The 23,153-nt window shown below is 71.5% G+C and carries 22 protein-coding genes; 10 read left to right on the forward strand and 12 right to left on the reverse strand.

Annotation, left to right across the window (positions count from 1 at the left end):
* Window positions 1-44 precede the first annotated feature (44 nt).
* On the reverse strand, window positions 45-2,204 hold the full coding sequence (gene uvrB, locus ACTXG6_RS35630; protein ID WP_445183723.1) for an excinuclease ABC subunit UvrB: 2,160 nt from the start codon (window positions 2,202-2,204) through the stop codon (window positions 45-47).
* Between the two features lie 41 nt (window positions 2,205-2,245).
* Between uvrB and ACTXG6_RS35635 the strand changes: the two genes are divergently transcribed.
* On the forward strand, window positions 2,246-2,761 hold the full coding sequence (locus tag ACTXG6_RS35635) for a DUF402 domain-containing protein (protein ID WP_445183724.1): 516 nt from the start codon (window positions 2,246-2,248) through the stop codon (window positions 2,759-2,761).
* Window positions 2,762-2,827: 66 nt separating this feature from the next.
* On the opposite strand, the gene ACTXG6_RS35640 is transcribed toward ACTXG6_RS35635, so the two are convergent.
* The 5 genes from ACTXG6_RS35640 to rpsA form a co-directional block, all read right to left on the reverse strand.
* The gene (locus ACTXG6_RS35640) at window positions 2,828-4,225 is read right to left on the reverse strand and encodes a hypothetical protein (protein WP_445183725.1); all 1,398 of its coding nucleotides are present in this window, start codon (window positions 4,223-4,225) and stop codon (window positions 2,828-2,830) included.
* A complete protein-coding gene (locus ACTXG6_RS35645; RefSeq protein WP_445183726.1) occupies window positions 4,222-4,749 on the reverse strand; it encodes a sigma factor in 528 nt (175 codons plus the stop codon). The genes ACTXG6_RS35640 and ACTXG6_RS35645 overlap by 4 nt, the downstream gene beginning before the upstream one ends.
* A gap of 205 nt (window positions 4,750-4,954) precedes the next feature.
* On the reverse strand, window positions 4,955-6,196 hold the full coding sequence (gene coaE / locus ACTXG6_RS35650; RefSeq protein ID WP_445183727.1) for a dephospho-CoA kinase: 1,242 nt from the start codon (window positions 6,194-6,196) through the stop codon (window positions 4,955-4,957).
* Between the two features lie 10 nt (window positions 6,197-6,206).
* Window positions 6,207-6,836, reverse strand: coding sequence for a hypothetical protein (locus tag ACTXG6_RS35655; RefSeq protein WP_445183728.1), 630 nt, complete (start codon window positions 6,834-6,836; stop codon window positions 6,207-6,209).
* 175 nt (window positions 6,837-7,011) lie between these two features.
* Window positions 7,012-8,496: a 30S ribosomal protein S1 gene (gene rpsA / locus ACTXG6_RS35660; RefSeq protein WP_445183729.1), complete on the reverse strand. Its 1,485-nt coding sequence runs from the start codon at window positions 8,494-8,496 to the stop codon at window positions 7,012-7,014.
* A 286-nt stretch (window positions 8,497-8,782) separates the two neighbouring features.
* Here rpsA and ACTXG6_RS35665 point away from each other — a divergent pair, with 286 nt between their 5' ends.
* The 3 genes from ACTXG6_RS35665 (at window position 8,783) to ACTXG6_RS35675 (ending at window position 11,689) form a co-directional block, all read left to right on the forward strand.
* Window positions 8,783-9,562 (forward strand): class I SAM-dependent methyltransferase, encoded by a 780-nt coding sequence (locus tag ACTXG6_RS35665; RefSeq protein ID WP_445190189.1) that lies wholly within the window; start codon window positions 8,783-8,785, stop codon window positions 9,560-9,562.
* A gap of 161 nt (window positions 9,563-9,723) precedes the next feature.
* The gene (locus tag ACTXG6_RS35670) at window positions 9,724-10,659 is read left to right on the forward strand and encodes a serine hydrolase (protein WP_445183730.1); all 936 of its coding nucleotides are present in this window, start codon (window positions 9,724-9,726) and stop codon (window positions 10,657-10,659) included.
* Between the two features lie 70 nt (window positions 10,660-10,729).
* Window positions 10,730-11,689: a serine hydrolase gene (locus tag ACTXG6_RS35675; protein ID WP_445183731.1), complete on the forward strand. Its 960-nt coding sequence runs from the start codon at window positions 10,730-10,732 to the stop codon at window positions 11,687-11,689.
* A 21-nt stretch (window positions 11,690-11,710) separates the two neighbouring features.
* Here ACTXG6_RS35675 and polA read toward each other — a convergent pair whose 3' ends face one another.
* Both polA and ACTXG6_RS35685 read right to left on the reverse strand, forming a co-directional pair.
* Complete coding sequence (gene polA, locus ACTXG6_RS35680; RefSeq protein ID WP_445190190.1) at window positions 11,711-14,383, reverse strand: DNA polymerase I; 2,673 nt, start codon at window positions 14,381-14,383, stop codon at window positions 11,711-11,713.
* A 158-nt stretch (window positions 14,384-14,541) separates the two neighbouring features.
* Entirely contained in the window at window positions 14,542-15,042 is a 501-nt protein-coding gene (locus ACTXG6_RS35685; RefSeq protein WP_445183732.1) for a hypothetical protein, read from the reverse strand.
* A 99-nt stretch (window positions 15,043-15,141) separates the two neighbouring features.
* Here ACTXG6_RS35685 and yczR point away from each other — a divergent pair, with 99 nt between their 5' ends.
* Entirely contained in the window at window positions 15,142-16,590 is a 1,449-nt protein-coding gene (yczR, locus tag ACTXG6_RS35690; protein ID WP_445183733.1) for a MocR-like transcription factor YczR, read from the forward strand.
* A 53-nt stretch (window positions 16,591-16,643) separates the two neighbouring features.
* The gene (locus ACTXG6_RS35695; RefSeq protein WP_445183734.1) at window positions 16,644-17,078 is read left to right on the forward strand and encodes a PaaI family thioesterase; all 435 of its coding nucleotides are present in this window, start codon (window positions 16,644-16,646) and stop codon (window positions 17,076-17,078) included.
* 21 nt (window positions 17,079-17,099) lie between these two features.
* On the opposite strand, the gene ACTXG6_RS35700 is transcribed toward ACTXG6_RS35695, so the two are convergent.
* The gene (locus ACTXG6_RS35700) at window positions 17,100-17,555 is read right to left on the reverse strand and encodes a DUF1707 SHOCT-like domain-containing protein (RefSeq protein ID WP_445183735.1); all 456 of its coding nucleotides are present in this window, start codon (window positions 17,553-17,555) and stop codon (window positions 17,100-17,102) included.
* 144 nt (window positions 17,556-17,699) lie between these two features.
* Between ACTXG6_RS35700 and ACTXG6_RS35705 the strand changes: the two genes are divergently transcribed.
* Genes ACTXG6_RS35705 through ACTXG6_RS35715 form a run of 3 tightly spaced genes read left to right on the forward strand, consistent with a single transcriptional unit; the run spans window position 17,700 to window position 20,150 of the window.
* A complete protein-coding gene (locus ACTXG6_RS35705) occupies window positions 17,700-18,893 on the forward strand; it encodes a sensor histidine kinase (RefSeq protein ID WP_445183736.1) in 1,194 nt (397 codons plus the stop codon).
* A complete protein-coding gene (locus ACTXG6_RS35710; RefSeq protein ID WP_445183737.1) occupies window positions 18,890-19,555 on the forward strand; it encodes a response regulator in 666 nt (221 codons plus the stop codon). The genes ACTXG6_RS35705 and ACTXG6_RS35710 overlap by 4 nt, the downstream gene beginning before the upstream one ends.
* 31 nt (window positions 19,556-19,586) lie before the next feature.
* On the forward strand, window positions 19,587-20,150 hold the full coding sequence (locus ACTXG6_RS35715) for a DUF4352 domain-containing protein (RefSeq protein ID WP_445183738.1): 564 nt from the start codon (window positions 19,587-19,589) through the stop codon (window positions 20,148-20,150).
* Between the two features lie 23 nt (window positions 20,151-20,173).
* Here ACTXG6_RS35715 and ACTXG6_RS35720 read toward each other — a convergent pair whose 3' ends face one another.
* On the reverse strand, window positions 20,174-21,025 hold the full coding sequence (locus tag ACTXG6_RS35720) for a TetR/AcrR family transcriptional regulator (RefSeq protein ID WP_445183739.1): 852 nt from the start codon (window positions 21,023-21,025) through the stop codon (window positions 20,174-20,176).
* 80 nt (window positions 21,026-21,105) lie between these two features.
* Here ACTXG6_RS35720 and ACTXG6_RS35725 point away from each other — a divergent pair, with 80 nt between their 5' ends.
* A complete protein-coding gene (locus tag ACTXG6_RS35725) occupies window positions 21,106-21,510 on the forward strand; it encodes a VOC family protein (RefSeq protein ID WP_445183740.1) in 405 nt (134 codons plus the stop codon).
* A gap of 69 nt (window positions 21,511-21,579) precedes the next feature.
* Here ACTXG6_RS35725 and ACTXG6_RS35730 read toward each other — a convergent pair whose 3' ends face one another.
* Both ACTXG6_RS35730 and ACTXG6_RS35735 read right to left on the reverse strand, forming a co-directional pair.
* On the reverse strand, window positions 21,580-22,317 hold the full coding sequence (locus ACTXG6_RS35730; RefSeq protein WP_445183741.1) for an ABC transporter ATP-binding protein: 738 nt from the start codon (window positions 22,315-22,317) through the stop codon (window positions 21,580-21,582).
* A complete protein-coding gene (locus ACTXG6_RS35735) occupies window positions 22,307-23,047 on the reverse strand; it encodes an ABC transporter ATP-binding protein (RefSeq protein WP_445190191.1) in 741 nt (246 codons plus the stop codon). Before ACTXG6_RS35735 ends, ACTXG6_RS35730 begins: the two co-directional genes overlap by 11 nt.
* Between the last annotated feature and the right edge of the window lie 106 nt (window positions 23,048-23,153).

Consider the following 23,153-nt stretch of genomic DNA (forward strand, 5'->3'; position numbering starts at 1 on the left):
CGGCCACTACCGTATCGCCGCCGCCGAATCCGGCTCGGGATGGCCTACCCCACGCCGGCCGCGTCCATGCCCCGGAGCTCCTTCTTCAGGTCGTGGATCTCGTCCCGCAGCCGAGCGGCCAACTCGAACTGCAGGTCACGGGCGGCGCCCAGCATCTGGTCGGAGAGCTGCTGGATCAGGTCGGCCAGCTCGGCCCTCGGCATGTTCGCGGTGTCGCGGCCGGTGACCACGCCGGAGCTGGCCCGACCGCGTTCGCCGGCGGCCCGCTTGCCGCGCGAGGCGTTGCGGCCGGAGCCACCGATCGGCACGGCGTCCTCGGAGTCGGCCGCCTCCCGGTACACCTGGTCCAGGATGTCCGCGATCTTCTTGCGCAGCGGCTGCGGGTCCAGCCCCTTCTCGGTGTTGTAGGCGACCTGCTTGGCGCGGCGTCGATCGGTCTCGTCGATCGCGAACTGCATCGAGTCGGTGACCTTGTCGGCGTACATGTGCACCTCGCCGGACACGTTCCGCGCCGCCCGGCCGATGGTCTGGATCAGCGACGTACCCGAGCGCAGGAAGCCTTCCTTGTCCGCGTCCAGGATCGCCACCAAAGACACCTCGGGCAGGTCGAGGCCCTCCCGCAGCAGGTTGATGCCCACCAGGACGTCGAAGTCGCCGAGCCGGAGTTGCCGCAGCAGCTCCACCCGGCGCAGCGTGTCGACCTCGGAGTGCAGGTAGCGCACCCGGATACCGAGCTCCAGGAGATAGTCGGTGAGGTCTTCGGACATCTTCTTGGTGAGCGTGGTGACCAGCACCCGCTCGTCCTTCTCGGCGCGCTCGCGGATCTCGTGCACCAGGTCGTCGATCTGGCCCTTGGTCGGCTTGACCACGATCTTCGGGTCGACCAGGCCGGTCGGCCGGATCACCTGCTCGACGAACTCGCCACCGCTGCGCTGCAGCTCGTACGGGCCGGGAGTGGCCGACAGGTACACCACCTGGCCGATCCGGTCCGCGAACTCCTCCCAGGTCAACGGCCGGTTGTCGACCGCGGAGGGCAGCCGGAAGCCGTACTCCACCAGGTTCCGCTTGCGGGACATGTCGCCCTCGTACATGCCGCCGATCTGCGGCACCGTCTGGTGCGACTCGTCGATGACCATCAGGAAATCGTCCGGGAAGTAGTCGAGCAGGGTGGCCGGCGCCGTGCCGGCACCGCGGCCGTCGATGTGCCGGGAGTAGTTCTCGATACCGGAGCAGAACCCGACCTGGCGCATCATCTCCAGGTCGTACTGGGTACGCATCCGCAGCCGCTGTGCCTCCAGCAGCTTGCCCTGGCGCTCCAGCTCGGCGAGCCGGTGCTCCAGCTCGGCCTCGATGTCCCGGATCGCCCGCTCCATCCGCTCCGGACCGGCCACGTAGTGAGTGGCCGGGAAGATCCGCACCGACTCGACCTGCTTGACCACGTCCCCGGTGAGCGGGTGCAGGTAGTACAGCGCCTCGATCTCGTCACCGAAGAACTCGATGCGGACCGCCAGCTCCTCGTAAGCCGGGATGATCTCCACGGTGTCGCCGCGCACCCGGAAGGTGCCCCGGGCGAACGCCACGTCGTTGCGGGTGTACTGGACGTCGACCAGCGCACGGAGCAGCGCATCCCGGTCGATCTGGTCGCCCAGGTCGAGCTGCACCGAACGGTCCAGGTAGGACTGCGGGGTGCCGAGGCCGTAGATGCAGGACACCGAGGCGACCACCACAACGTCGCGACGGGACAGCAGGTTCATCGTCGCGGAGTGCCGCAGCCGCTCGACGTCGTCGTTGACCGACGAGTCCTTCTCGATGTAGGTGTCGGTCTGCGCGATGTAGGCCTCGGGTTGGTAGTAGTCGTAGTACGAGACGAAGTACTCGACCGCGTTGTTCGGCAACATCTCGCGCAGCTCGTTGGCCAGCTGCGCGGCCAGCGTCTTGTTCGGCGCCATCACCAGGGTGGGCCGCTGCAGGCGCTCGATCAGCCACGCCGTGGTGGCCGACTTCCCGGTGCCGGTGGCCCCGAGCAGGACCACGTCCTCCTCGCCGGCCCGGATGCGACGCTCCAGCTCCTCGATCGCGGCCGGCTGGTCGCCAGCCGGTTTGAACTCGCTGACCACCTCGAAGCGGCCGTTCTCGCGAGGGATCGACTCCACGGGGCGGGCGTCCGAGTGAGCGAGGACAGGGTATTCAGTCGCGAATGCCACGGTATCGAGAGTAAGCCTTCCGTCTGACAGGATCGGTGCCGATGCACCCGCCGAAGCTCGAGACGTTCGACGTGCACGCCTGCACCAACACCGATCCCAAGGGTTTTGTTCGCCCGGTCGACCGATATCACACCGAATCCTTCGGGCTCTACCTGGATCGGGCGGTCCAGGATCACCCCCGGATCGCCCGCGTCGAGTCCTGGCTGCTGCCCGCGCTCGGGATCCGCGTCACCGACTGGTGGTGGCACCCCGGCCAGGAGCGCGACCAGGACTTCTACATCGACATCGTGGACATCGAGCGGGACGGCCCGGACGGCTCGATCTGGCGCACGGTGGATCACTACCTGGACATCGTGGTCTTCACCGGGCGAGTCAGCACCGTCCTCGACCTGGACGAGTACGTGGACGCCGTGGCCAACGGGCTCCTGGACACCGCCGCCGCCGAGCGCGCGTTGACCAACAGCTACCGGGTGCTCGCCGGGCTCAGCGCGCACCAGCACGACCTGGCCTCCTGGCTGTCCACCCTCGGCATCCGGTTGACCTGGCGCAGACACTGAAAACGGACTGGGCAGCAGCGGAGTTCGCTGCCGCCCAGTACCTGGTGCGTCATGTGTCGGAACCGCTCAGTGATCGGCCTTGGCCGGCGGAACCGCTCCGGGCTGGCCACCCTGACCCGATCGACGGGCGATCACTGGCTCGGCCGCCGCCGGCGCGGGCTGTCCCACGGTCTGATGGCTCCTGGCGCCACCACCGCCACCGCCACCGTCGCCGTCGCCGCGCGAGCCGCCGCCGCCGCGTGACTCCCCGCCACCACGCGACTCGGAGCCGCCGCCGCCCGAGCCCGACCCGCCGCCGGTACGACCCGACGGGGACTCGTGCGTCCTGGGCGTCGATGCCGACTCCTTGGCGCCGCCCCCACTACCGGAACCGCTGCCCCCGCCCGCACCGCTACCTGAGCCGCTCGGCCTCGCGGGCCTGGGCTGCGCTGCCGGGGGGTCCGGCTTCGCGGCCGGCGCCGGGTTGTTGTGCCTGACCGGAGCCGGGCTCTCGTGCTTAGGCGGAGCCGACTCCTGCTTGGGCGGAGCCGAGTCCTGCTTGACCGGAGCCGGATCCTGCTTCACCGGAGCCGGATCCTGCTTCACCGGAGCCGGATCCTGCTTAGGCGGAGTCGAGTCCTGCTTGGGCGGAACCGGAGCCGGCAGGATGACAGGTGTCTGGCCGTTCGGCGGTGCCTGGTCCTTGCCGCCGCCCGGATCCGTGCCCGGAGGCTTGGGGTGCGGGTGTTGATTGCCCGGACCGCCCGGCCAGGGCCAACCGTTCCCGGGGCCACCCGGCCAGTGGTTACCAGGATCGCCCGGCTTACCCGGGTGGTCACCATCGCCCGGCTTACCCGGGTGGTCACCATCGCCCGGCTTACCCGGGTGGTCACCATCGCCGGGCCTGCCGGGGTGGTCGCCGTCGCCGTTGTGACCGCCGTGGCCGTCGCCGTGGTGCCCACCGTTCCAGCCACCGTCGCCGTGGTGCCCACCGTTCCAGCCACCGTCGTGGTCGTCCGAGTTGTCGTTGTCGTTGTCGTCGTCGGTCAGGTCGACCGGGTCGGCCTCCTCGGTGCGGTACCGGGTGCCCGGGGCCAGCACGGTCACACCACTGGCCAGCGAGCGCGAGCCGGCCGGAGCCGCGACGCCCGGCTTGAGGTGCACGAGCTGCTCGCCGGCGCTGAGCACCTGCGCGATCGCGGGCACCGGTCCGCCTGGCGCCGTGGTCAGCGCGGGCGGCGGAGCGGCCGAGAGCGCCACCGGAGCCGGCAGCGGCACCGCGCCGGACACCACCGACTGGGCGACCACGGTGACCGCGCCGAGCGCGCCGACGGTCAGCACAGCCGCCGTGGCGGCCGTCGTGGTGCGGTTCATCGAGCTGGCCCGCCGGATGACGGCGTCGACCGGGGGCAGCATGACGGATTGGGTCAGGTCCTCGTCCAGCCGACGCAGCGCGGCGGCCCCGAGGTTGACGTTCCCGGTCACATGTCCTCCCAGTTCGCGGCGGGTGGCTGGGTCTGCGGGCGCAACGCCATGAACTCGTTCAGCTCACGGCGGGCGTGCGCCAGGCGTCCCTCGACCACCCCGGTGTCAATACTTTCGATCTCGGCGACCTCGGTCAGCGGCAGGTGCGCGACGTCGGCCAGCACCAGGACCCGGCGCCGATAGGGCGGGATCTGGCGCAGCGCGTCGAGCACGCCCGCATGCTGAGGGTCGTCCGAAGGTGAGTCAGCGGACCGGCTCCGGTCGAAACCGAGGCGGGCCAGCAGCCGGCGCCACCGCCGGGTGCTACCGCGTACCGCCATCTGCCGGACCCAACCGGTGGGGTCGGGCAGCTCACGGATGTCGGCCCAGCGCTGCCAGGCTCGCGCGTAGGCGTCCTGGACCAGATCCTGCGCCTCGCCCGGATTCAGTGTGATCATGCACAGCTGTGCGACCAGCCGGGGGTAGTTCGCCTCCAGGTGCGCGCCGAACTCCCCGCGCAAGCTGGGCTCTGGTGCAATCGCCACAGTCGCGCCCTGGTACCCGGGCTCGGGTTCCGGCTGCCTGCCGTACTCCACGTGACTCCCCCTAGCCGCCAATAGGCCGCCCCCTGATTGCAGGTACCGGAGAGAAGGGCGGCTCTGGGGGCATGACCGCCCCTTCTCCACATGGCCTGGGCGCCGTTCCGGCGTCCGCCTTGCATCGAGTGTGTCGGAGAACGTCCTGCGTGTGTTACAGCTTCGGCGAATCCATACCGACGTGTTGGGGGGTCTCATCGGATTCCGGTATCCGCCATCCGGTGCGTGTCGCCCAACGCTCAGCGGTGCTGAGGGCGGCGTCGAACCACGGCTCCTTTGCCTCTGCGTAGCCAGAAGTGTCCGAATCGGCACTGTGCGTAGCTGCCGCCTGTCTCTTGGTCGCCAGGTACTCCTCCCGCGCAGCCGGCTCGGCCCGCAGCCAGTCTCGGAACAGCAGCGCGTAGCGGTATCCGGACGAGTCCACCGCGCGCACATGCAGGTTCACCGGCCGCCCTGGGTCGGCGGAGCCGTAGAGCCGCTTGGCCCAGTGCGCCGGGTCCGGGTCGGCCGGTTTGGGGTTGTCCGCCACGATCGCGGGGCACAGGGTGAACCCGGCGCCGCGCAGCGCGTCCCGCTCGTCCGCCCCGTCCAGGGTGTGGACGCCGAGCTGGATGTCGAGTACGTCCTTCGCCGGGAAGCCCGCGACGGCGGTCGATCCGATGTGGTCCACCCGTACCGCCCGGTCGCCGACGGCGGTCCGGATCCGCGCCGCCAGCCGGTCGTACCGCGCCGGCCAGTCCGGGTCCGGCTCGACCAGCCGGGGTGGCATCGGCGGGCGCGGGCGGTCCAGCCGCAGGTTCGCCTCGAACGGCACCAGCCGGTCCCGCCACAACCGGTCGACCTCGGCGCGCACCGCGCCCGGCGTTCCGGTGTTGTCCAGCCACACGTCCGCGGCCGCCCGGCGCGCCGCGTCGTCGGCCTGCGCGGCGATCCTCGCGCGGGCGTCCTCGGCCGTCATCCCCCGGTCCTCGACCAGTCGCCGGATCCGCTCCTCCATCGTCGCGTGCACCACGATGACCAGGGGGAACGCCGAGCTCATGGTCCCTTCCACCAGCAACGGGATGTCCTGCACGACGATCGCATCCGGCGGCGCGGCGGCCACCAGCTCGGCGGTCCGCCTGCCGATCAGCGGGTGCAGGATGCCGTTGAGCCGCTGCCGGGCGGCCGGGTCACCGAACACAACCGCGCCGAGCTTGGGCCGGTCCAGCCCGCCGTCCGCGTCGAGCACCCCGTCGCCGAACGCCGCCGCCACCTCGGCCAGCCCCGGGCTGCCCGGCTCGACCACCTCGCGGGCAATCAGGTCCGCGTCGACCAGGGTCGCACCCAGCTCCACCAACCGCCGGGCAACTGTCGACTTGCCGGCCCCGATGCCTCCGGTCAGCCCGATCCGCAACATGGCCGGGACGCTATCGCGACTCTCCGGTCGGCTCGGGGGCGAGGTTCGGCAGAACCCGCTGGGCGAGGTCGACCATGACCGACCGGGTGAGGTTCGGCGCGATCACACCGCGCTGCAGGGTCATGCTCACCGAGGAACGGCCGCTGGAGACCAGGAGGACGTTCTTCCCCCGCTCGGCGAACAGCACCGCCCGCGCGCTGCCGATCGCCAGGTTCTCCGCCGACTGGGCCGCGTGCCGCTCGGCGGCCACGTTGGTGGTCAGCTGACTGTCCGCGGCCGAGCGGGTCGTGTAGGCCGCAAGGATCAGCTCGACGTCCGGGACCGCGCCACGGTTACCGGCCCGCTTGTACTGGCAGGTGACCCGCTCCAGCCGACCGACCGCGGGGGCGGCCTGCCCGAGCACGGTGTGCACCCCGACGCTGTCCACCGGCTGACCGAGCAGCGCCGACATCTTCGTGCCCGGGATCACGTCGGTGCAGTCCAGAGGCAGCAACGTCTCCCGGGCCGGCGCCGCCGAGCGCGCCCCCGCGCCCGGGGAGGCATCGAAGGTCGGGATGGTCTCTTCGTAGTCGCCGTGGCCGGCGTCGCTCGAGCAGCCGGCGAGCGCGCCGAAAACGACCGCGGTCGTGGCTACGGCCACGACCCCGGCAGCTACGGTTCGCCAGCGCACGGCCAGACGGTAGCCCCGCGCGGGCCCGCCGACCGGTGTCCCGCGCTCTAAACCACCCGAGCCGGGTACCCCCGATAGTTTCTCGGGAGCACCCGGCTCGGATGAGTCAGGCTGTCCCGGCGTCAGCGCGCCGGGGTGTTGCTAGTCAGGAAGCGCCACCGGAGAGCTTCTCGCGCAGTGCCGCGAGCTGCTCGTCGCTGGCGAGCGTGCCGCCATCGGTGCTGGTGCTGTCGGAGGAGTAGTTCGACGGGGCTGCCCCGCCGCCACCGACGGCACCTTCCTCGGTGCCGGCCGCGGCCTCTGCCTCGGCCGCCTTCTTGAGCTGCGTGATGTGCTGCTCGTAGCGGACGTGCGCCTCGGCGTACTGGCGCTCCCACTCCTCGCGCTGGCTCTCGAAGCCCTCCTGCCAGTCGCCGCTGTCGACGTCGAAGCCCTCGGGGTAGATGTAGTTGCCCTCGTTGTCGTACTCGGCCGCCATGCCGTACCGGGTCGGGTCGAACTCCGTCTCGGTGGTCATGCCCTCGTTGGCCTGCTTGAGCGACAGCGAGATGCGGCGCCGGTCCAGGTCGATGTCGATGACCTTGACCATGCAGTCGTCGCCGACCTGGACGACCTGCTCCGGGATCTCCACGTGGCGCTCGGCCAGCTCGGAGATGTGCACCAGGCCCTCGATGCCCTCTTCGACACGGACGAACGCGCCGAACGGCACCAGCTTGGTGACCTTTCCGGGCACGATCTGGCCGATCGCGTGAGTGCGGGCGTAGAGCCGCCACGGGTCTTCCTGGGTGGCCTTGAGCGACAGCGACACGCGCTCACGGTCCAGGTCGACGTCGAGCACCTCGACGGTGACCTCCTGGCCGACCTCGACAACCTCGCTCGGGTGGTCGATGTGCTTCCAGGACAGCTCGGACACGTGCACCAGGCCGTCGACCCCGCCGAGATCGACGAAGGCGCCGAAGTTGACCACCGAGGACACAACGCCCTTGCGCACCTGGCCCTTGGCCAGCTGGTTGAGGAACTCGCTGCGCACCTCGGACTGGGTCTGCTCCAGCCACGCACGGCGGGACAGGACCACGTTGTTGCGGTTCTTGTCCAGCTCGATGATCTTCGCCTCGATCTTGCGGCCGACGTACGGCTGCAGATCGCGGACCCGGCGCATCTCCACCAGCGAGGCAGGCAGGAAGCCACGCAGCCCGATGTCCAGGATGAGGCCGCCCTTGACGACCTCGATGACGGTGCCCTCGACCGGCTCGTCGGCCTCCTTGAGGGCCTCGATCGTGCCCCAGGCGCGCTCGTACTGCGCGCGCTTCTTGGACAGGATCAGACGCCCTTCCTTGTCCTCCTTCTGGAGGACGAGCGCCTCGACGAACTCTCCGACCTTGACCACATCGGCCGGGTCGACGTCGTGCTTGATAGACAGCTCGCGGGAGGGGATGACCCCTTCGGTCTTGTAGCCGATATCGAGAAGAACCTCGTCCCGATCGACCTTGACAATGGTGCCTTCAACGATGTCGCCGTCGTTGAAGTACTTGATCGTCTTGTCGATGGCGGCGAGGAAGTCCTCCTCCGTCCCGACGTCGTTAACTGCGACCTGCGGGGTGGTCGAGACGGTGGTGGTGTCGGTGGACATGCGGTGGGTTGCTCCGGTATGGATTGATGGAGAGTGGACAGGTGGACTGAGGCTTGCGCGGGCGAAACTGCCGACCCGGAACCCGTCCCGGTCCAACGCGAACCGGCGACGAGATTTTTCGGGCTACAGATAAACCCATGCGCGTCCATGCTACGCGTCACCCGATCGGGGGGGCAACGGTGGGCCCGAACCTTCCTCAGCCCAGCACCCCGGTGAAGATGCGCCCGTGGACCCAGTGGAGTCGACCGAGAAACGCCTCGGCATCGCGGCGGTAGCCAGAGGACCGATGGGCCCCGAGGCGTCGGCCGCCGCCAGCCGGCGCTGGTGGGATGCCGACGCCGACGACTACCAGGCCGAACACGGGCCCTTCCTGGGCGACGCGGACTTCGTCTGGTGCCCCGAGCGGCTCCGCGAGGCGGACGCCCGACTGCTCGGGGAACCGGAGGCCCTGATCGGCGCCTCGGTGCTCGAGGTCGGCTGCGGCGCGGCCTCCTGCGCACGGTGGCTGGCCCGGCAGGGCGCCCGGGTGGTCGCGCTGGACCTGTCCGCCGGAATGTTGCGCCAGGCCGCACGGGCCGCCGAGCGCACCGGCATCACGGTGCCGCTGGTCCAGGCCGGCGCCGAGCAGCTGCCGTTCGCCGACGGCAGCTTCGACCTGGCATGCTCCGCGTTCGGCGCGGTGCCGTTCGTGGCCGAGCCGGCGCGGGTCATGCGCGAGGTGGCCCGGGTACTGCGGCCCGGTGGCCGCTGGGTGTTCTCGGTGAACCACCCGATGCGTTGGATGTTCTCCGACGACCCCGGGCCCGACGGGCTGACCGTCGCGCAGTCCTACTTCGACCGCTCCCCGTACGTCGAGGTGGACGAGCACGGCGCGCCCAGCTACGTGGAGCACCACCGCACCCTCGGCGACCAGGTCCGGGACGTCGTGGCCGCCGGCCTCCAACTGGAGGACCTGGTGGAGCCGGAGTGGCCGGAGGAGCTCACCGACACCTGGGGCCAGTGGTCGCCGCTGCGTGGGGCGCTCTTCCCCGGCACCGCCATCTTCCGCTGCCGAAAACCCGGCTGAGCAGCGCAATTCCGGTCCGCATCACCCGAACGTGCGGCGTGTTGTTACCCATTGATTTGACCTTGATCTCGAATCACCCGTCAGAGTGTGTTGATCACCTGGTTCGGTGATGATGCAGGCACCCTCCGAGATCGTCCAATGGGCTCATGCGCGATCGACGGGTGACCAGCGGGGGCCGGCCATCCAGCCCGGGTCCACGCGCGTTCCTCCTGTCCTGCGCCAGCCTGCTCGTGGCCGCGCTGGTCTGCGCGGGGCCGCTGGTCGACGGACACCACCGGGCGCCCGCTCCCGCGCAGCCGACCGAGCGGGTTGCCCTGACAGCCTCGACGCAACCGGCCGGCCTCGCTGACGCGATCGCCCGGATCGATGCGATGGGCAGGTCGTCGCGCGCCGAGTACGGCGTCGCGGTGTTCGACCGGACCACCGGCCAGCTCACCCTCGGTGAGGAGGGCGCGGTCGCGTTCTTCTCCGCCTCGGTAGTCAAGTTGTTCACCGTGGTCGACATCCTGCACCGCACCGAGACAGGCGCGGCCAAGCTCACCCCGGCTCAGCACACGCAGATCCAGCGCGCGCTCAGCCTCAGCGACGACAAGGCCATGGACGCGCTCTGGCACCAGTTCGGCGGCCCGCGCACGGTGAGCGAGATGATCACGCTCGCCGGGCTGCGCGACACCCGCCCGCCGGACCGACCCGGCGAATGGGGCGAGACCCGGCTCTCCCCGCAGGACGTTCTCGCCGTCTACCAGTACGCGATGACCTCGCTCAACCCGCAGAACCGCGACACCGTGCTGCAGAGCCTGTCCACCGCCGGCCCCGCCGGCGCGGACGGGTTCAACCAGTCCTTCGGGCTGCTGCGCAACCCTCGGCTCGGCGGTGTCGCGGCCAAGCAGGGCTGGATGATCGACCGCAGCCACATGTACCTGCATAGCACCGGGATGGTCGGCCCGAACCACCGGTACCTGGTCGCCGTGTTGAGCAAGCAGCCGGCCTCGGTCGGCTGGGCCGCCGGGCGCCAGCGGCTGGACACCGCGATCGGCACGCTGACCGGCTCGCCCGGCCTGCTCGGCGCCGGCGGCATACCTGGGTCTGCAATGTGAACAACTGTCAGGACACTGTGAACTAACCCTCAGTGCTAACGATGGTCATCTTCGGGGCGTCAAATAAGGCGTGGGAGTTGATCAGAGACAGCGGCACCACCGGGCTCGGGCCCGCCGCCGGACCGCGCCCCGCGGCCAGCGCTGGTTCCTCGTCCCGTTCGCGACGCTGGTGGCGCTGGCCACCATCGGCTCCTCCGCGCTGATCGTCCGGCACGACCAGCACGTCGCCCCGGACACCGTGGGCACGGTCGACAGCCACCCCGCGCTCACCGTGCAGACCGGCCCGGTCGCCACCATCGCCTCGGCGGTCGCCGCCGTGGATGCGATGTCCGCCGCCGCCGCCGGCACGCTGGACATCGGCGTCGCGGTGCTCGACCGGACGACCGGGCAGCTGAACCTCGGTTCCGAGGGCAGCACCCCGTTCTACTCCGCGTCGGTCGTCAAGTTGCTCACCGTGGTCGACATCCTGCACCGCACCGAGACCGGCCGGGCCACGCTCACGCCGGCCCAGCTGACCGACATCCAGCGCGTGCTGACCGTCAGCGACGACAACGCGATGAACGTGCTCTGGGAGCAGTTCGGCGGTCCGACGACGGTGACCGAACTGGTCGGCCTGGCGCATCTGCAGGACACCCGGCCACCGGCCAACCCCGGCGAGTGGGGCGAGACGAAGATGTCGGCCCGTGACGTGGTCGCGGTCTACCAGTACCTGCTGACCTCGCTGAACAAGACCAACCAGCAGACCGTGCTCACCGCACTGGCCAGCGCACAGCCGACCGGGGCGGACGGTTTCGACCAGGCCTTCGGGCTGCTGCGGAACCCCCGCGCCGCCGGGGTGGCGGCCAAGCAGGGCTGGATGGTCGATGGTGCGTCCGAGTACCTGCACAGCACCGGCGTGCTGGGCACGGGCAACCGGTACGTGATCGCGGTGCTGACCGAGCGGCCGGCCTCGGAGGGCTACGCCGCCGGGGGCGCCGACGTCAGCGGTGCGGTGGGTCGCCTGACCGGCTCACTCGGCCTGTCCAGCTGAGCGTGCTGTCAGCCTGTCCAGCTAGTGTGCCGCGTCGTCCCAGCTGCGTCCGACACCGACCGACACCTCCAGTGGGACGTCCAGCACGTGGGCGGCGCCCATCTCGGCGCAGACCAGCTCCTTGACCGCCGCCCGCTCCCCCTCGGCGATCTCCAGCACCAGTTCGTCGTGCACCTGCAGCAGCATCCGCGAGCGGAGCCCGGCCTCGGTCAGTGCGCGGTGCACCCGCAGCATGGCCACCTTGATGATGTCCGCCGCGCTGCCCTGGATGGGTGCGTTCAGCGCCATCCGCTCGGCCATCTCACGGCGCTGGCGGTTGTCGCTGGTCAGGTCGGGAAGGTAGCGGCGGCGGCCGAGCATCGTCTCGGTGTAGCCGTCCTTGCGGGCCTGGTCGACGATGCTGCGCAGGTACGTACGCACCCCGCCGAAGGTCTCGAAGTAGTCGTCCATCAGGGCCCGGGCCTCCTCGGCGGAGATCCGCAGCTGGCCGGAGAGCCCGAACGCGGACAGCCCGTAGGCGAGCCCGTAGTTCATCGCCTTGATCTTGGCGCGCTGCTCCGGACCGACCTCGGCGGCAGCCACGCCGAACACCCTGGCGGCGGTCTCGGCATGGAAGTCGTGGTGTGACCGGAACGCCTCGATCAGCGCGGCGTCCTCGGACAGGTGCGCCATGATGCGCATCTCGATCTGGCTGTAGTCGGCGGTCATGAGCTCGGCGTACCCGGGCCCGACCACGAAGGTCTCCCGGATCCGGCGCCCGGCGGCGGTGCGGATCGGCACATTCTGCAGGTTCGGCTCGGTGCTGGACAGGCGGCCGGTCGCGGCGATCATCTGGCTGTAGGTGGTGTGGATCCGGCCGTCGTCGTCGATGGACTTGAGCAGCCCGTCCACGGTGACCTTCAACCGGGTGGCGTCCCGGTGCAGCAACAGGTGCGACAGGAACGGGTGCCCGGTCGACTCGAACAGGCTCTGCAACGCGTCCGCGTCGGTGGTGTACCCGGTCTTGGTCCGTTTGGTCTTCGGCATGCCGAGCTCGTCGAACAGCACCACCTGCAGCTGCTTCGGCGATCCGAGGTTGATCTCCTTGCCGATCTCCGTGTAGGCGTCCTGCGCGGCCTGCTTCACCTGTGCCGCGAAGTCTGCCTCCAACTCGGCGAGTGAGTCGTGGTCGACCGCGATGCCGGCCGCCTCCAGGTCGGCGAGTACGCCGAGCAGCGGCAGCTCCAGGTCGGCGAGCAGCTCCGCGCCGCCCAGCTTGGCCAGCTCGCCGTCCAGCGCGTCGGCCAGCTCACCGACCGCGTGCGCGCGCAGGATCTCGCCGCCGGCGCGCTGGGCGTCCGCCTCCTCCACCCCGCCGAGCAGGGAGAGCTGGCCGTCCTCCGGCTCGCCCTCCACCCGCAGCTCGCGGCGCAGGTAGCGCAGCGCAAGGTCGGCAAGGTCGAAGCTGCGCTGGCCCGGCCGCACCAGGTAGGCGGCCAGCGCGGTGTCGCTGGTCAGCCCGGCCAACCGCCAGCCGCGTGCCCGCAACGCGTGGATCGCCGACTTGACGTCGTGCGCGGCCTTCGGCACCGCCGGGTCGGCCAGCCAGTCGCCGAGCGCCGCCTCGTCCGCCGGGGACAGCGCGGCCAGCTCGAGGTAGCCGCCGATGCCGTCGGCGGTGGCGATCGAGATGCCGTCCACGTCCCGACCGATCCAGCTGCCCAGGGCGCCGTGGAAGGCCAGCCCGACCCGGCGGCCGTCCCGGGCGTGCTCGGCCAGCCAGCCCGGCAGTTCACCCGGGGCCAGCGCGCCGCCCTGCACCTCGAACCCGCCGTCCGCCTCCGGCTCGGCACTGGCCAGGGTGGCGAACAGCCGCTCGCGCAGCACCCGGAACTCCAGCTCGTCGAACAGCCGGTGCACCGCGTCCCGATCCCAGGCCCGGACCGCCAGGTCGTCCGGCGCGTAGTCCAGCGGGACCTCCCGGACCAGCTCGGTGAGCTGCCGGTTGAGCAGCACGTTCGACAGGTTCGCCCGCAGCGCGTCGCCGGCCTTGCCCTTCACCTCGTCGACCCGGTCGGTCAGCTCGGCGAGCGACCCGTACTCCCGGATCCACTTGGCGGCCGTCTTCTCCCCCACCCCGGGGATCGACGGCAGGTTGTCGCTCGGGTCGCCGCGCAGCGCGGCGAAGTCCGGGTACTGCGCCGGCGTCAGGCCGTAGCGGGTGTTCACCTCGGCCGGGTCGATCCGGGCCAGGTCGGACACCCCGCGCTTCGGGTAGAGCACCGTGACCGCGTCCCCGACCAGTTGGAACGCGTCCCGGTCGCCGGTGCAGATCTCCACCCGGTAGCCCTGCGCCTCGGCCTTGCTGGCGAGGGTGGCGATGATGTCGTCGGCCTCGTAGCCCGGCACCGCCATGGACGGCACGGCCAGCGCGTTGAGCACCTCGCGGATCAGCTCGACCTGGCCGCGGAAGTCGTCCGGGGTGGTGGTGCGGTTGGCCTTGTACTCGGCGAACGCCTCGGACCGGAACGTCTTGCGCGACACGTCGAAGGCCACCGCGAGGTGCGTCGGCTTCTCGTCGCGCAGCAGGTTGATCAGCATCGAGGTGAAGCCGTACACCGCGTTCGTGGTCTGCCCGGTCTGGGTGCGGAAGTTCTCCGCCGGCAGCGCGTAGAACGCGCGGTAGGCCAGCGAATGTCCGTCGAGCAGGAGCAGCCGGCGTTCGGCCCGATCCTGCTCCGGGGCTAGCTCCGTGCCGGTCGTCGAGGCGGTGGTGGCAGTCACCCGAGCGAGTCTAGGCCGACCCCCCGACCATTCTCGGCCGGCTCCGGGTGACCGGCCCGCCCGGCCGCCCGGAGTCGCGCCGGACCCCGCTAGTCCTGGTGTACCGGCCGCTCGTTGGACGGGTCGCCGGCCGGCGGCGCGCTCGGCAGCAGCCTGCCCTCCAGCGCCCAAAAGCCCTCGCACAGCCGCCAGCGCAGCTCACCCGGGTCGGCCGCCGACTCCGCCTCGAGCCGCTTTGCCTCGAGCCGCGCGGCCCTCGCCCGGTCGGCCCGCGCCCTGGCGTAGATCTGGGCCGGCAGGTCGTGCAGCTGGTTCGGCACGTCGTCCCCGCGCCACGGCTGGTACGCCGTCCAAGCCGCGCCCCAGGCCCGTTCCTGAGCCTCCCAGCGGCGGGCGAGGATCCGGCCCACCCGCGCCATCCGGCGGTTCAGTGCCGCCAGGTCCGACCTCGGCGTGTGCCACGCCCCGCGCACGGGCACGCTCCGGCCCGTCTGCCACCTCCAGTCACTCGAGTCCCGAAGGTCCATCCCGTACCGCGGCGCGATGAGCGCCAATGCCATCAGTCCTACGACAATCAGCAGGCCAGTCATAGCCATCGCCTCCCTGTGGACCTATCCTTACCTTGATTGGATTGCTCACACAGAGCCAATTACGAGGAAGTGGACTGGTCCATGGATGGTGATCGGCACGTGACCGGCCGGACTATGGCCAAGCACCTGGGCCCGTGGCGGACCGAGGGTGCCGGGGTGGCCTATGCCGAGCTGGCCGACAGGATCAAGCTGCTGGTGCTGGACGGGCGGCTGCCCACCCGCACCCGGCTGCCGGCCGAACGCGAGCTGGCCACGGCCCTGCGGGTCAGCCGGACCACCGTCGCGGCCAGCTACGACCTGCTGCGCCAGACCGGCTTCCTGCACAGCAGGCGGGGCTCGGGCAGCTGGACGACCCTGCCGGAGACGCCCGGTGGCGGCGAGCTCAGCCCGTTCGCACCGGCCGGCGACAGCTCCGCGATCGACCTGGCCTACGCCGCGCTCGCCGCCCCACCGGAGGCGATGACCAGCGCACTGGCCTGGGCGACCGACCAGATGGCCTGCTACCTCGGCGGCAGTGGCTACCAGCTCTACGGGCTGGACGCGCTGCGCGAGACCGTGGCGGACCGGTTCACCCGGCGCGGGCTGCCCACCACGAGGGACCAGATCCTGATCACCTGCGGCGCCCAGCAGGCCATCGCGGTGGTGCTGGCCGCACTGGTGTCCCCGGGTGACCGGGTGCTGGTCGAGCACCCCACCTACCCCAACGCGCTGGACGCCATCGCCCGCGAGCACGCCCGCGCGGTGCCGGTCGGGTTCGCCGGGGACGGCTGGGACCTGGACACCATCGCCGCCGCGGTCCGGGACGCCTGCCCCCGGCTGGTCTACCTCATGCCGGACTACCAGAACCCCACCGGCCGGGTCATGGGCGACGCCCAGCGCACCGAGATCGTCGAGCTGTGCCGGCGCACCCGGACCACGATGCTGATCGACGAGACGGTGAGCGAGCTCCCGCTGGACGGGTCGCCGCCGCCACCGCTGGCCAGCCAGGCGAGGGAGAGCAACTCCGCCCCGATGATCACCGTCGGCTCGGCGAGCAAGACCCTCTGGGGTGGGCTGCGGATCGGCTGGGTGCGGGCCCAGCGGCCGATGATCGAACAGATCGCCAGGGCACGCGCCTCGGTGGACATCTCCACGTCGGTGCTCGACCAACTGGTCACCCGGCACCTGATGACGAACATCGACGACGTGCTGGCCGCCCGGCTGCCGACGCTGCGCTCGGCGCGTGGGCACCTGCTCGACCTGATGGCCAGGTACTTCCCGAGCTGGCACGCGGACGTCCCGACCGGTGGCCTGTCGCTGTGGGCCGACCTCGGCGCCCCGGTCTCGAGCGCACTGGTCGCGGCGGCCAGCCGGCACGGCGTGCTGCTCGCCGCGGGCCCCCGGTTCGGGCTGGACGGTGCGTTCGAGCGATGCCTGCGGCTGCCCTACACGCTGCCCGAGCCGAGGCTCGAGCTCGCCATGGAGCGCCTCGCCGCCGCCTGGCTCAGGCTGCCCACGTCCGGGGCGCCGGCCGTCGGGTGGACCGTCCCACCGGCCGAGGTGGCATGAGGGCTGGCCGAGGTGGGGCCGAGGTGGTTTTGAACGACGCATAAGCTGCGCTGATGTCGACCCGCTCGCCGCACCTGCCCGCACTGCCCCCCGAACTGGCCGCCGAGCAGTTGGCCGACCGGATGGGCATCCAGATCCTCGAGGTCAGCCGCGAGCGGGTGGTCGGCACCATGCCGGTGGCCGGCAACAAGCAGCCGTTCGGACTGTTGCACGGCGGCGCCAGCGGTGTGCTGGTGGAGAGCCTGGGCTCGACGGCGGCCGCCCAGCACACGCTGCCGGAGCGTTTCCCGGTCGGCCTGGAGCTGGCGTGCACGCATCACCGCAGCGCCACCGAGGGCCTCGTCACCGGGGTCGCCACCCCGATCCACGTCGGCCGCAGCACCTCCACGTTCGAGGTGGTCATTACCGACGAGCAGGGCCGCCGGACCTGCACCGGCCGGCTCACCTGCATGCACCTGGACCGCCGGCCAGGCCCGGCGCCGGCCTGACCGCGGCGCCGCGGCCAGCGGTCAGCCCGGTTCGCCGGCTCGGGTCCAGCGCGGGTACCCCGACCCGAAGCGGCGCAGCCGGGCGTGCACGACAAGGCTGAGCACTGCCCAGAAGATCGGGAACACCGGCCAGAAGAACACCGCCCCGCCGGCCACCCACCGCGCCAGCACAGCGACCACCAGCGCGGCGACCAGCGCCGCATGCAGTCCCAGCGCCGCCCGGTCCCAGCTGCTCAACCGCCGGGACTCCGGCCCGGCCGGAGTGGACCGGGGCGGCGCCGGCAGGTCGGCGACCAGCGGCGGCAGCTCGTGGCGCAGCCGCGCGCCGTAGGTCGTGGTCAGCCGCTCCTCGAGCTCGGCCATGGTCAGCCGGCCCTCGGCGGCGGCCTGCCTGATCAGGTCGGCGGTCTGCTCCCGCTCAGCATCCGAGGCGCGAATCTCTGTCCTGGTATCGGTGTTCTCGGTGTTCTCAGTCATGCCGCCCATGCTGCGCGCCGCACCCCGGCCCGCGCGTCGTCGTGGCGGCGGCTCCCGCGCGGGCCCGCCTACCGCCCTCGGCGTAGTCACGGCACCCCCTCCGGGCGGACGACCCGAGGCCCGGGACTGGCTACGGTCTGCGGTGTGGAGCGTTATGCCGGGGCGGCACGGCTGCTGGGGCCGGCGCTGCTCGCCGCCGCGATCCAGCTCGTCGGCACCGCCGGGGCGGCCACCCACCAACTGAACGCCCGGCCGCTGGACGCGGTGGCGGTCGCGCTGCTACTGGCCGGGCCGGTGGCGCTGTTGGCCAGGTACCGGTTCGCGGTGCCGACGCTGGTGGTCACCTCGGTACTGCTGCTCGGCTATCTCGCGGGCGGCTATCCGTTCGGCCCGGTCGTGGTGTCCTTCGTGTTCGCACTGGTCAGCGCTGTGTGTCTGGGGCACAGCCGGCCGGCCTGGGTGCTCGCCGGGCTGACCTACCTGGGGTTGATCGCGGTCACCTGGGCGCGGTCGGGGCCGCCGAGCTGGTGGGTGCTGTCCGGGGTGGCGGCGTGGCTGCTGCTGATCCTGACCCTCGGCGAGCTCGTCCGCACGCGCCGGGAGCGCCTGGTGCGGGAGCGCCGGTCCCGCGCGGAGGCCGTCGAACGGGTCGCCACCGAGGAGCGGCTGCGCATCGCGCGCGACCTGCACGATGTGCTGGCGCACCACGTATCGCTGATCAACGTGCAGGCCGGCACCGCGCTGCACCTGCTCGACGAGCAACCCGGGCTGGCCAGGGAGGCACTGACCGCGATCAAGGCGTCCAGCAAGGAGGTACTTGTCGAGCTGCGCACCATGCTCGGCGTGCTGCGCCGGGTGGACGAGAACCTGCCGCGCTCCCCCGTCATCGGGCTGGCCGGCCTGGACGAGCTCGCCGCACGGGTCCGCGGCAGCGGGCTCGCCGTCGCGGTGCGGCGGACCGGCGAGCCCCGGCCGCTGCCGTCCGCCGTGGACACCGCCGCGTTCCGCATCACCCAGGAGGCGCTGACGAACGTGCACCGGCATGCCGGCGCGGCGACCGCGGCGGTGCTGATCGAGTACGCGGCCGCCGCGGTGGTGGTCCAGGTGGACGACGACGGGGCGGGCCCGGGCACGGCGGCCAGCGCGGACGGTGATGTAGCCGGGGCGGGCAACGGCATCCCCGGCATGCGGGAGCGGGCCGCCGCGCTGGGCGGGCAGCTGTGGGTCGGGCCCGCCCCGGGCGGCGGGTTCCGGGTCCGCGCCGAGCTGCCGGTCCCGACGCCGACCGGGGCGGACCCGGAGTCCGCCGCCTCGAGCCGAGGGGACGGCCACCCGTGATCAAGGTGCTGCTTGCCGACGACCAGGCACTGGTCCGGGCCGGGTTCCGCGCGTTGCTGGACGCCCAGCCCGACATCACCGTCGTCGGTGAGGCGGCCGACGGGGCCGAGGCCGCGCGGGCCGCCGCCGAGACCCGCCCGGACGTGGTGCTGATGGACATCCGGATGCCCGGCACCGACGGTCTGGAGGCGACCCGGCGGATCGTCGGCGACCCGGCGCTGTCCGGGGTGCGGGTGCTGATCCTGACCACCTTCGACGAGGACGAGTACGTCTTCGAGGCGGTCCGGACCGGCGCCAGTGGCTTCCTGGTCAAGGACACCGAGCCGGTCGAGCTGCTGCGCGCGGTCCGGGTGATCGCCGAGGGCGAGGCGCTGCTGTCCCCCAGGGTGACCCGCCGGCTGATCGGCGAGTTCGCCCGCCGGGCCCGTCCCGGCCGCTCGGTGCGCGAGCTGGACCTGCTGACGACCAGGGAGCGGGAGATCGTGGCACTGGTCGCGGAGGGGCTGTCCAACGACGAGATCGCGGCCCGGCTGGTGGTCAGCCCGGCCACCGCCAAGACCCACGTCAGCCGGGCGATGGTCAAACTCGCGGCGCGGGACCGGGCCCAGCTGGTGGTGCTCGCCTACGAGACCGGCCTGGTCCGTCCGGGCTGGACGGGCTGACCAGCCTGCTACCGCCGGGTAGGTTCAGCGGGTGCAGCGCAGCTCCCGCCCGGCGGGATGGATGTTCGCGGTGGTGGCCGGGCTGCTGCTGGCCGGCTGTGCCGCCGCCCCCGCCACAACCCCGGCACCGGCGGCGCCCACTGTGCCCACCTACAACCTGCCGCCGAGACCCGTGCGCCCCAGCGAGCAGCCATTGGCACTGCCGCCCCAGACCCAGGGCGACACCCAGTTCACCCTGATCGGGCTGACCCAGCTGGACGTCATCGCGGGCAGCCACGCGGAGTGGCAGCCCAAGGGCCGGTACGTGCGGATCCGGCTGGTCGTGGTGAACACCGGGCGCTCCGGCACCGCGTTCGACACCGGCCGCCAGCAGCTGGTCACCGCCGACGGCACGGCGCACGACGTCGACCCGCAGGCGATGCTGATCAAGCGCCAGCCCGGCCAGTTCGACCTGGGCGCCAACGTCCGGGTCGAGTTCGACCTCTACTACGACGTACCCCGCGACACCCGCCCGACCGCGCTGCGGGTGCACGGCGGGCCGACACTGACCGACCTGAAGAACCTCGAGTTCCTGGACATCCCGCTGCCCAGCTGACCGACCCGAGCACGGCCACCCGGTCAGGACTGCCCGAGCAGCGCCCCGAGCCCGTCCAGCACCCTGGCCAGCCCGAACCCGTAGGCGTGGTCGGGGCTGTAGGCAGCACCGTGCGCCGCGCCGGCCGCCGACCCCACCCGGACCGCTCGCGGGTACCGCGCCGGGTCGAACACCCGCTCCAGCAGCGGTGCGTTCGCCGCCCACCAGCGCTCGTCGTCCAACGCCGACCCCAGGGCATCCGCCCCGCGCAGGGCTCGCGCATCGGCCGCCGCCCTGGCCCAGCCCTGCACGAAGCCGAGCAGGTAGGTCAGCACGGCATCCATCGTCACGTCGTCAAGGCCGAGCCCGTCGAGCGCGGCGAGTTCGTGCTCGTACTTGGCGAGCTGGCCGGGGCCGAGCGGCGGGCGGGCGGTGGAGATCTCGGCCGCCCACGGGTGGGCCGTGTACAGCGCGCGGTTCTGCTCGGCCACCGCCGCCAACCGCGACCGCCACGGTTGCCCGGAGCTGTCCGCGAGTGGCAGCTCCCCGTACACCGTGTCCAGCATCAGGTCGAGCAGCTCGGCCTTGCCCGGCACGTAGGTGTACAGGGTCATCGGCGCCACGCCGAGCGCGGTGGCCAACTGGCGCATGGTGACCGCGTCGAGCCCGGCGGAGTCGGCCAGCGCGATCGCGGACGCCACCACCGCGTCGACGGTCAGCCCGGGGCGGGGGCCCCGCCGACCGGACAGCCGACCGGACCGCCGACCGGCCGGCGCACCCGGTCCGGCGGCCGGCTCCGCGCCCGCTTCGGCCGGCCCGGCGACGGCCGAGGCATGGCGCCACAGCAGCTCGAGAGTCCGCGCCGGGTCGCCGGCGCCGGTGTGCTCGGACGGCACAGAACTCCTTCCGGAACTATTGCTGTACGCAGTACGTTGTACTTCGTACATAGTTTTCTCACCATCCCCCGGGAGGGTTCATGCGGGTCAGCGCGTCCGCCGTATCTCTGAACGTCGACGATCCGGAGGCATCCAGCACGTTCCTGGTCGAGCACTTCGGTTTCCGGACCGAGATGGTCGCCGAGGGATTCGCCTCGCTGGCCCGCCCGGATACCGGCATGAACGTCGTGTTCCTGCGGCGTGGCCTGGCCACCCTGCCCGCCGATCAGCGCGACGACCACGCCCGGGGCCTGATCCTGGCGTTCACCGTCGACGACCTGGAGGGCGAGCTGGCGAGGCTGCGCTCGGAGGGCGTGGTCATCACGATGCCGCTCACCGAGGAGGGGTGGGGCGAGCGGGCGTTCCAGGTACGCGATCCCAACGGGGTCATCGTGCAGCTGGTGGACTGGAACGGGGCCGGCACGCCCGCCACCGTCGGGCACTGATCAACGCGGGTCTGGTCATGGCCTGTGAGTGGTATTGGTCGCCATTGGCGACCAATACCACTCACGGGGTCAAGGGCCGTCCGCGCCGACCTCGGTGTCCAGATCGCCACCCAGATAGGCGGCCTGGACCTCGGGGTCGCTGAGCAGGTCGTGTGCCGGCGCCGACTTGACCACCCGGCCGGTCTCGAGCACGTAGGCCCGGTCGGCCAACTGCAGCGCCTGCGTCGCGTTCTGCTCGACCAACAGCACCGTGGTGCCGCGCCGGTTGATCTCGGAGATGATCGAGAAGATCTGGTTCACCAGGATCGGCGCGAGCCCCATCGACGGCTCGTCCAGGAGCAACACCTTCGGCTTCGCCATCAGCGCCCGGCCGATCGCGAGCATCTGCTGCTCACCGCCGGACATGGTGCCGCCGGCCTGCGTCTTGCGCTCGGCGAGGCGGGGGAACAGCTCGTAGACCTCGGCCAGCTCCGCTTCCTTGTTGAAGCGCTTGCGCGCGTAGCTGCCCATCAGCAGGTTCTCCTGCACGGACATGCCGGGGAAGATGCCCCGCCCCTCGGGCGCCTGCCCGATGCCGACGACCACCCTGCGGTGCCCGGGCATCCGGCTGATGTCCTTGCCGTCGAAGCTGATCCGCCCCGCGGTGAGCGGCCGCAGCCCGGAGATGGTCTTCAGCGTGGTGGTCTTGCCGGCCCCGTTCGCGCCGATCAGCGCCACGATCTCGCCGGAGTCGACCTGCAGGCTGACACCTTTCAGCGCGGCGATCTTGCCGTAGTGCACGGCGATGTTTTCAACCTCAAGAAGCATCGGCCGGCGCTCCCAGGTAGGCCTCGATGACCCGTGGGTCGGCCCGAACCTCACGCGGCAGCCCCTCGGCGATCTTCTGGCCGAAGTCGAGCACCGTGATGCGGTCGCTGATATCCATCACCAGTCCCATGTCGTGCTCGATGAGCAGCACCGTCCGACCGGAGTCGCGGATCCGCCTGATGAGCTCCTGCAGGGACCGCTTCTCCGCGGGGTTCATCCCGGCGGCCGGCTCGTCGAGCAGCAACAGCTTAGGGTCGGTTGCCAGCGCGCGGGCGATCTCCAGGCGCCGCTGGTCGCCGTAGGGCAGGTTGCTGGCGCTGTCGGTGAGGCGGTGTGAGATGCCCACGAAGTCCAACAGCTCGGCGGCCTTCGCCCGGCCTTCCTTCTCCTCGTGCCGGTGCCAGGGCAGTCCGAGCGCGGCGCCGACCGCACCCGTCCTGTGGTGCGCGTCGGCACCGACCATGACGTTCTCCAGCGCCGACATGTTGGAGAAGAGCCGGATGTTCTGGAAGGTCCTGGCGACGCCCTGCTTGACGATCTTGAACCGCTTCATCCCGTCGATCTGCCTGCCCTGGAACCGCACCGCGCCCTCGGTCGGCCGGCACACCCCGGTGACCACGTTGAACACCGTGGTCTTGCCCGCGCCGTTGGGCCCGATCAGTGCCGCGATCTGGCCCTGTGCGACCCGCAGGGTCACCTCGCGCAGCGCGACGACACCGCCGAACCGCATGACGACCTTGTCCAGCTCCAGCGCCGGCACCGACTCGGCCGCGGTGCCCCGCCCTGGTGATGCGACCGGCGCTGTCGACCCCGGCTGGGCCACACCAGGCTGGGTC

Source organism: Pseudonocardia sp. Cha107L01, from assembly GCF_052566575.1.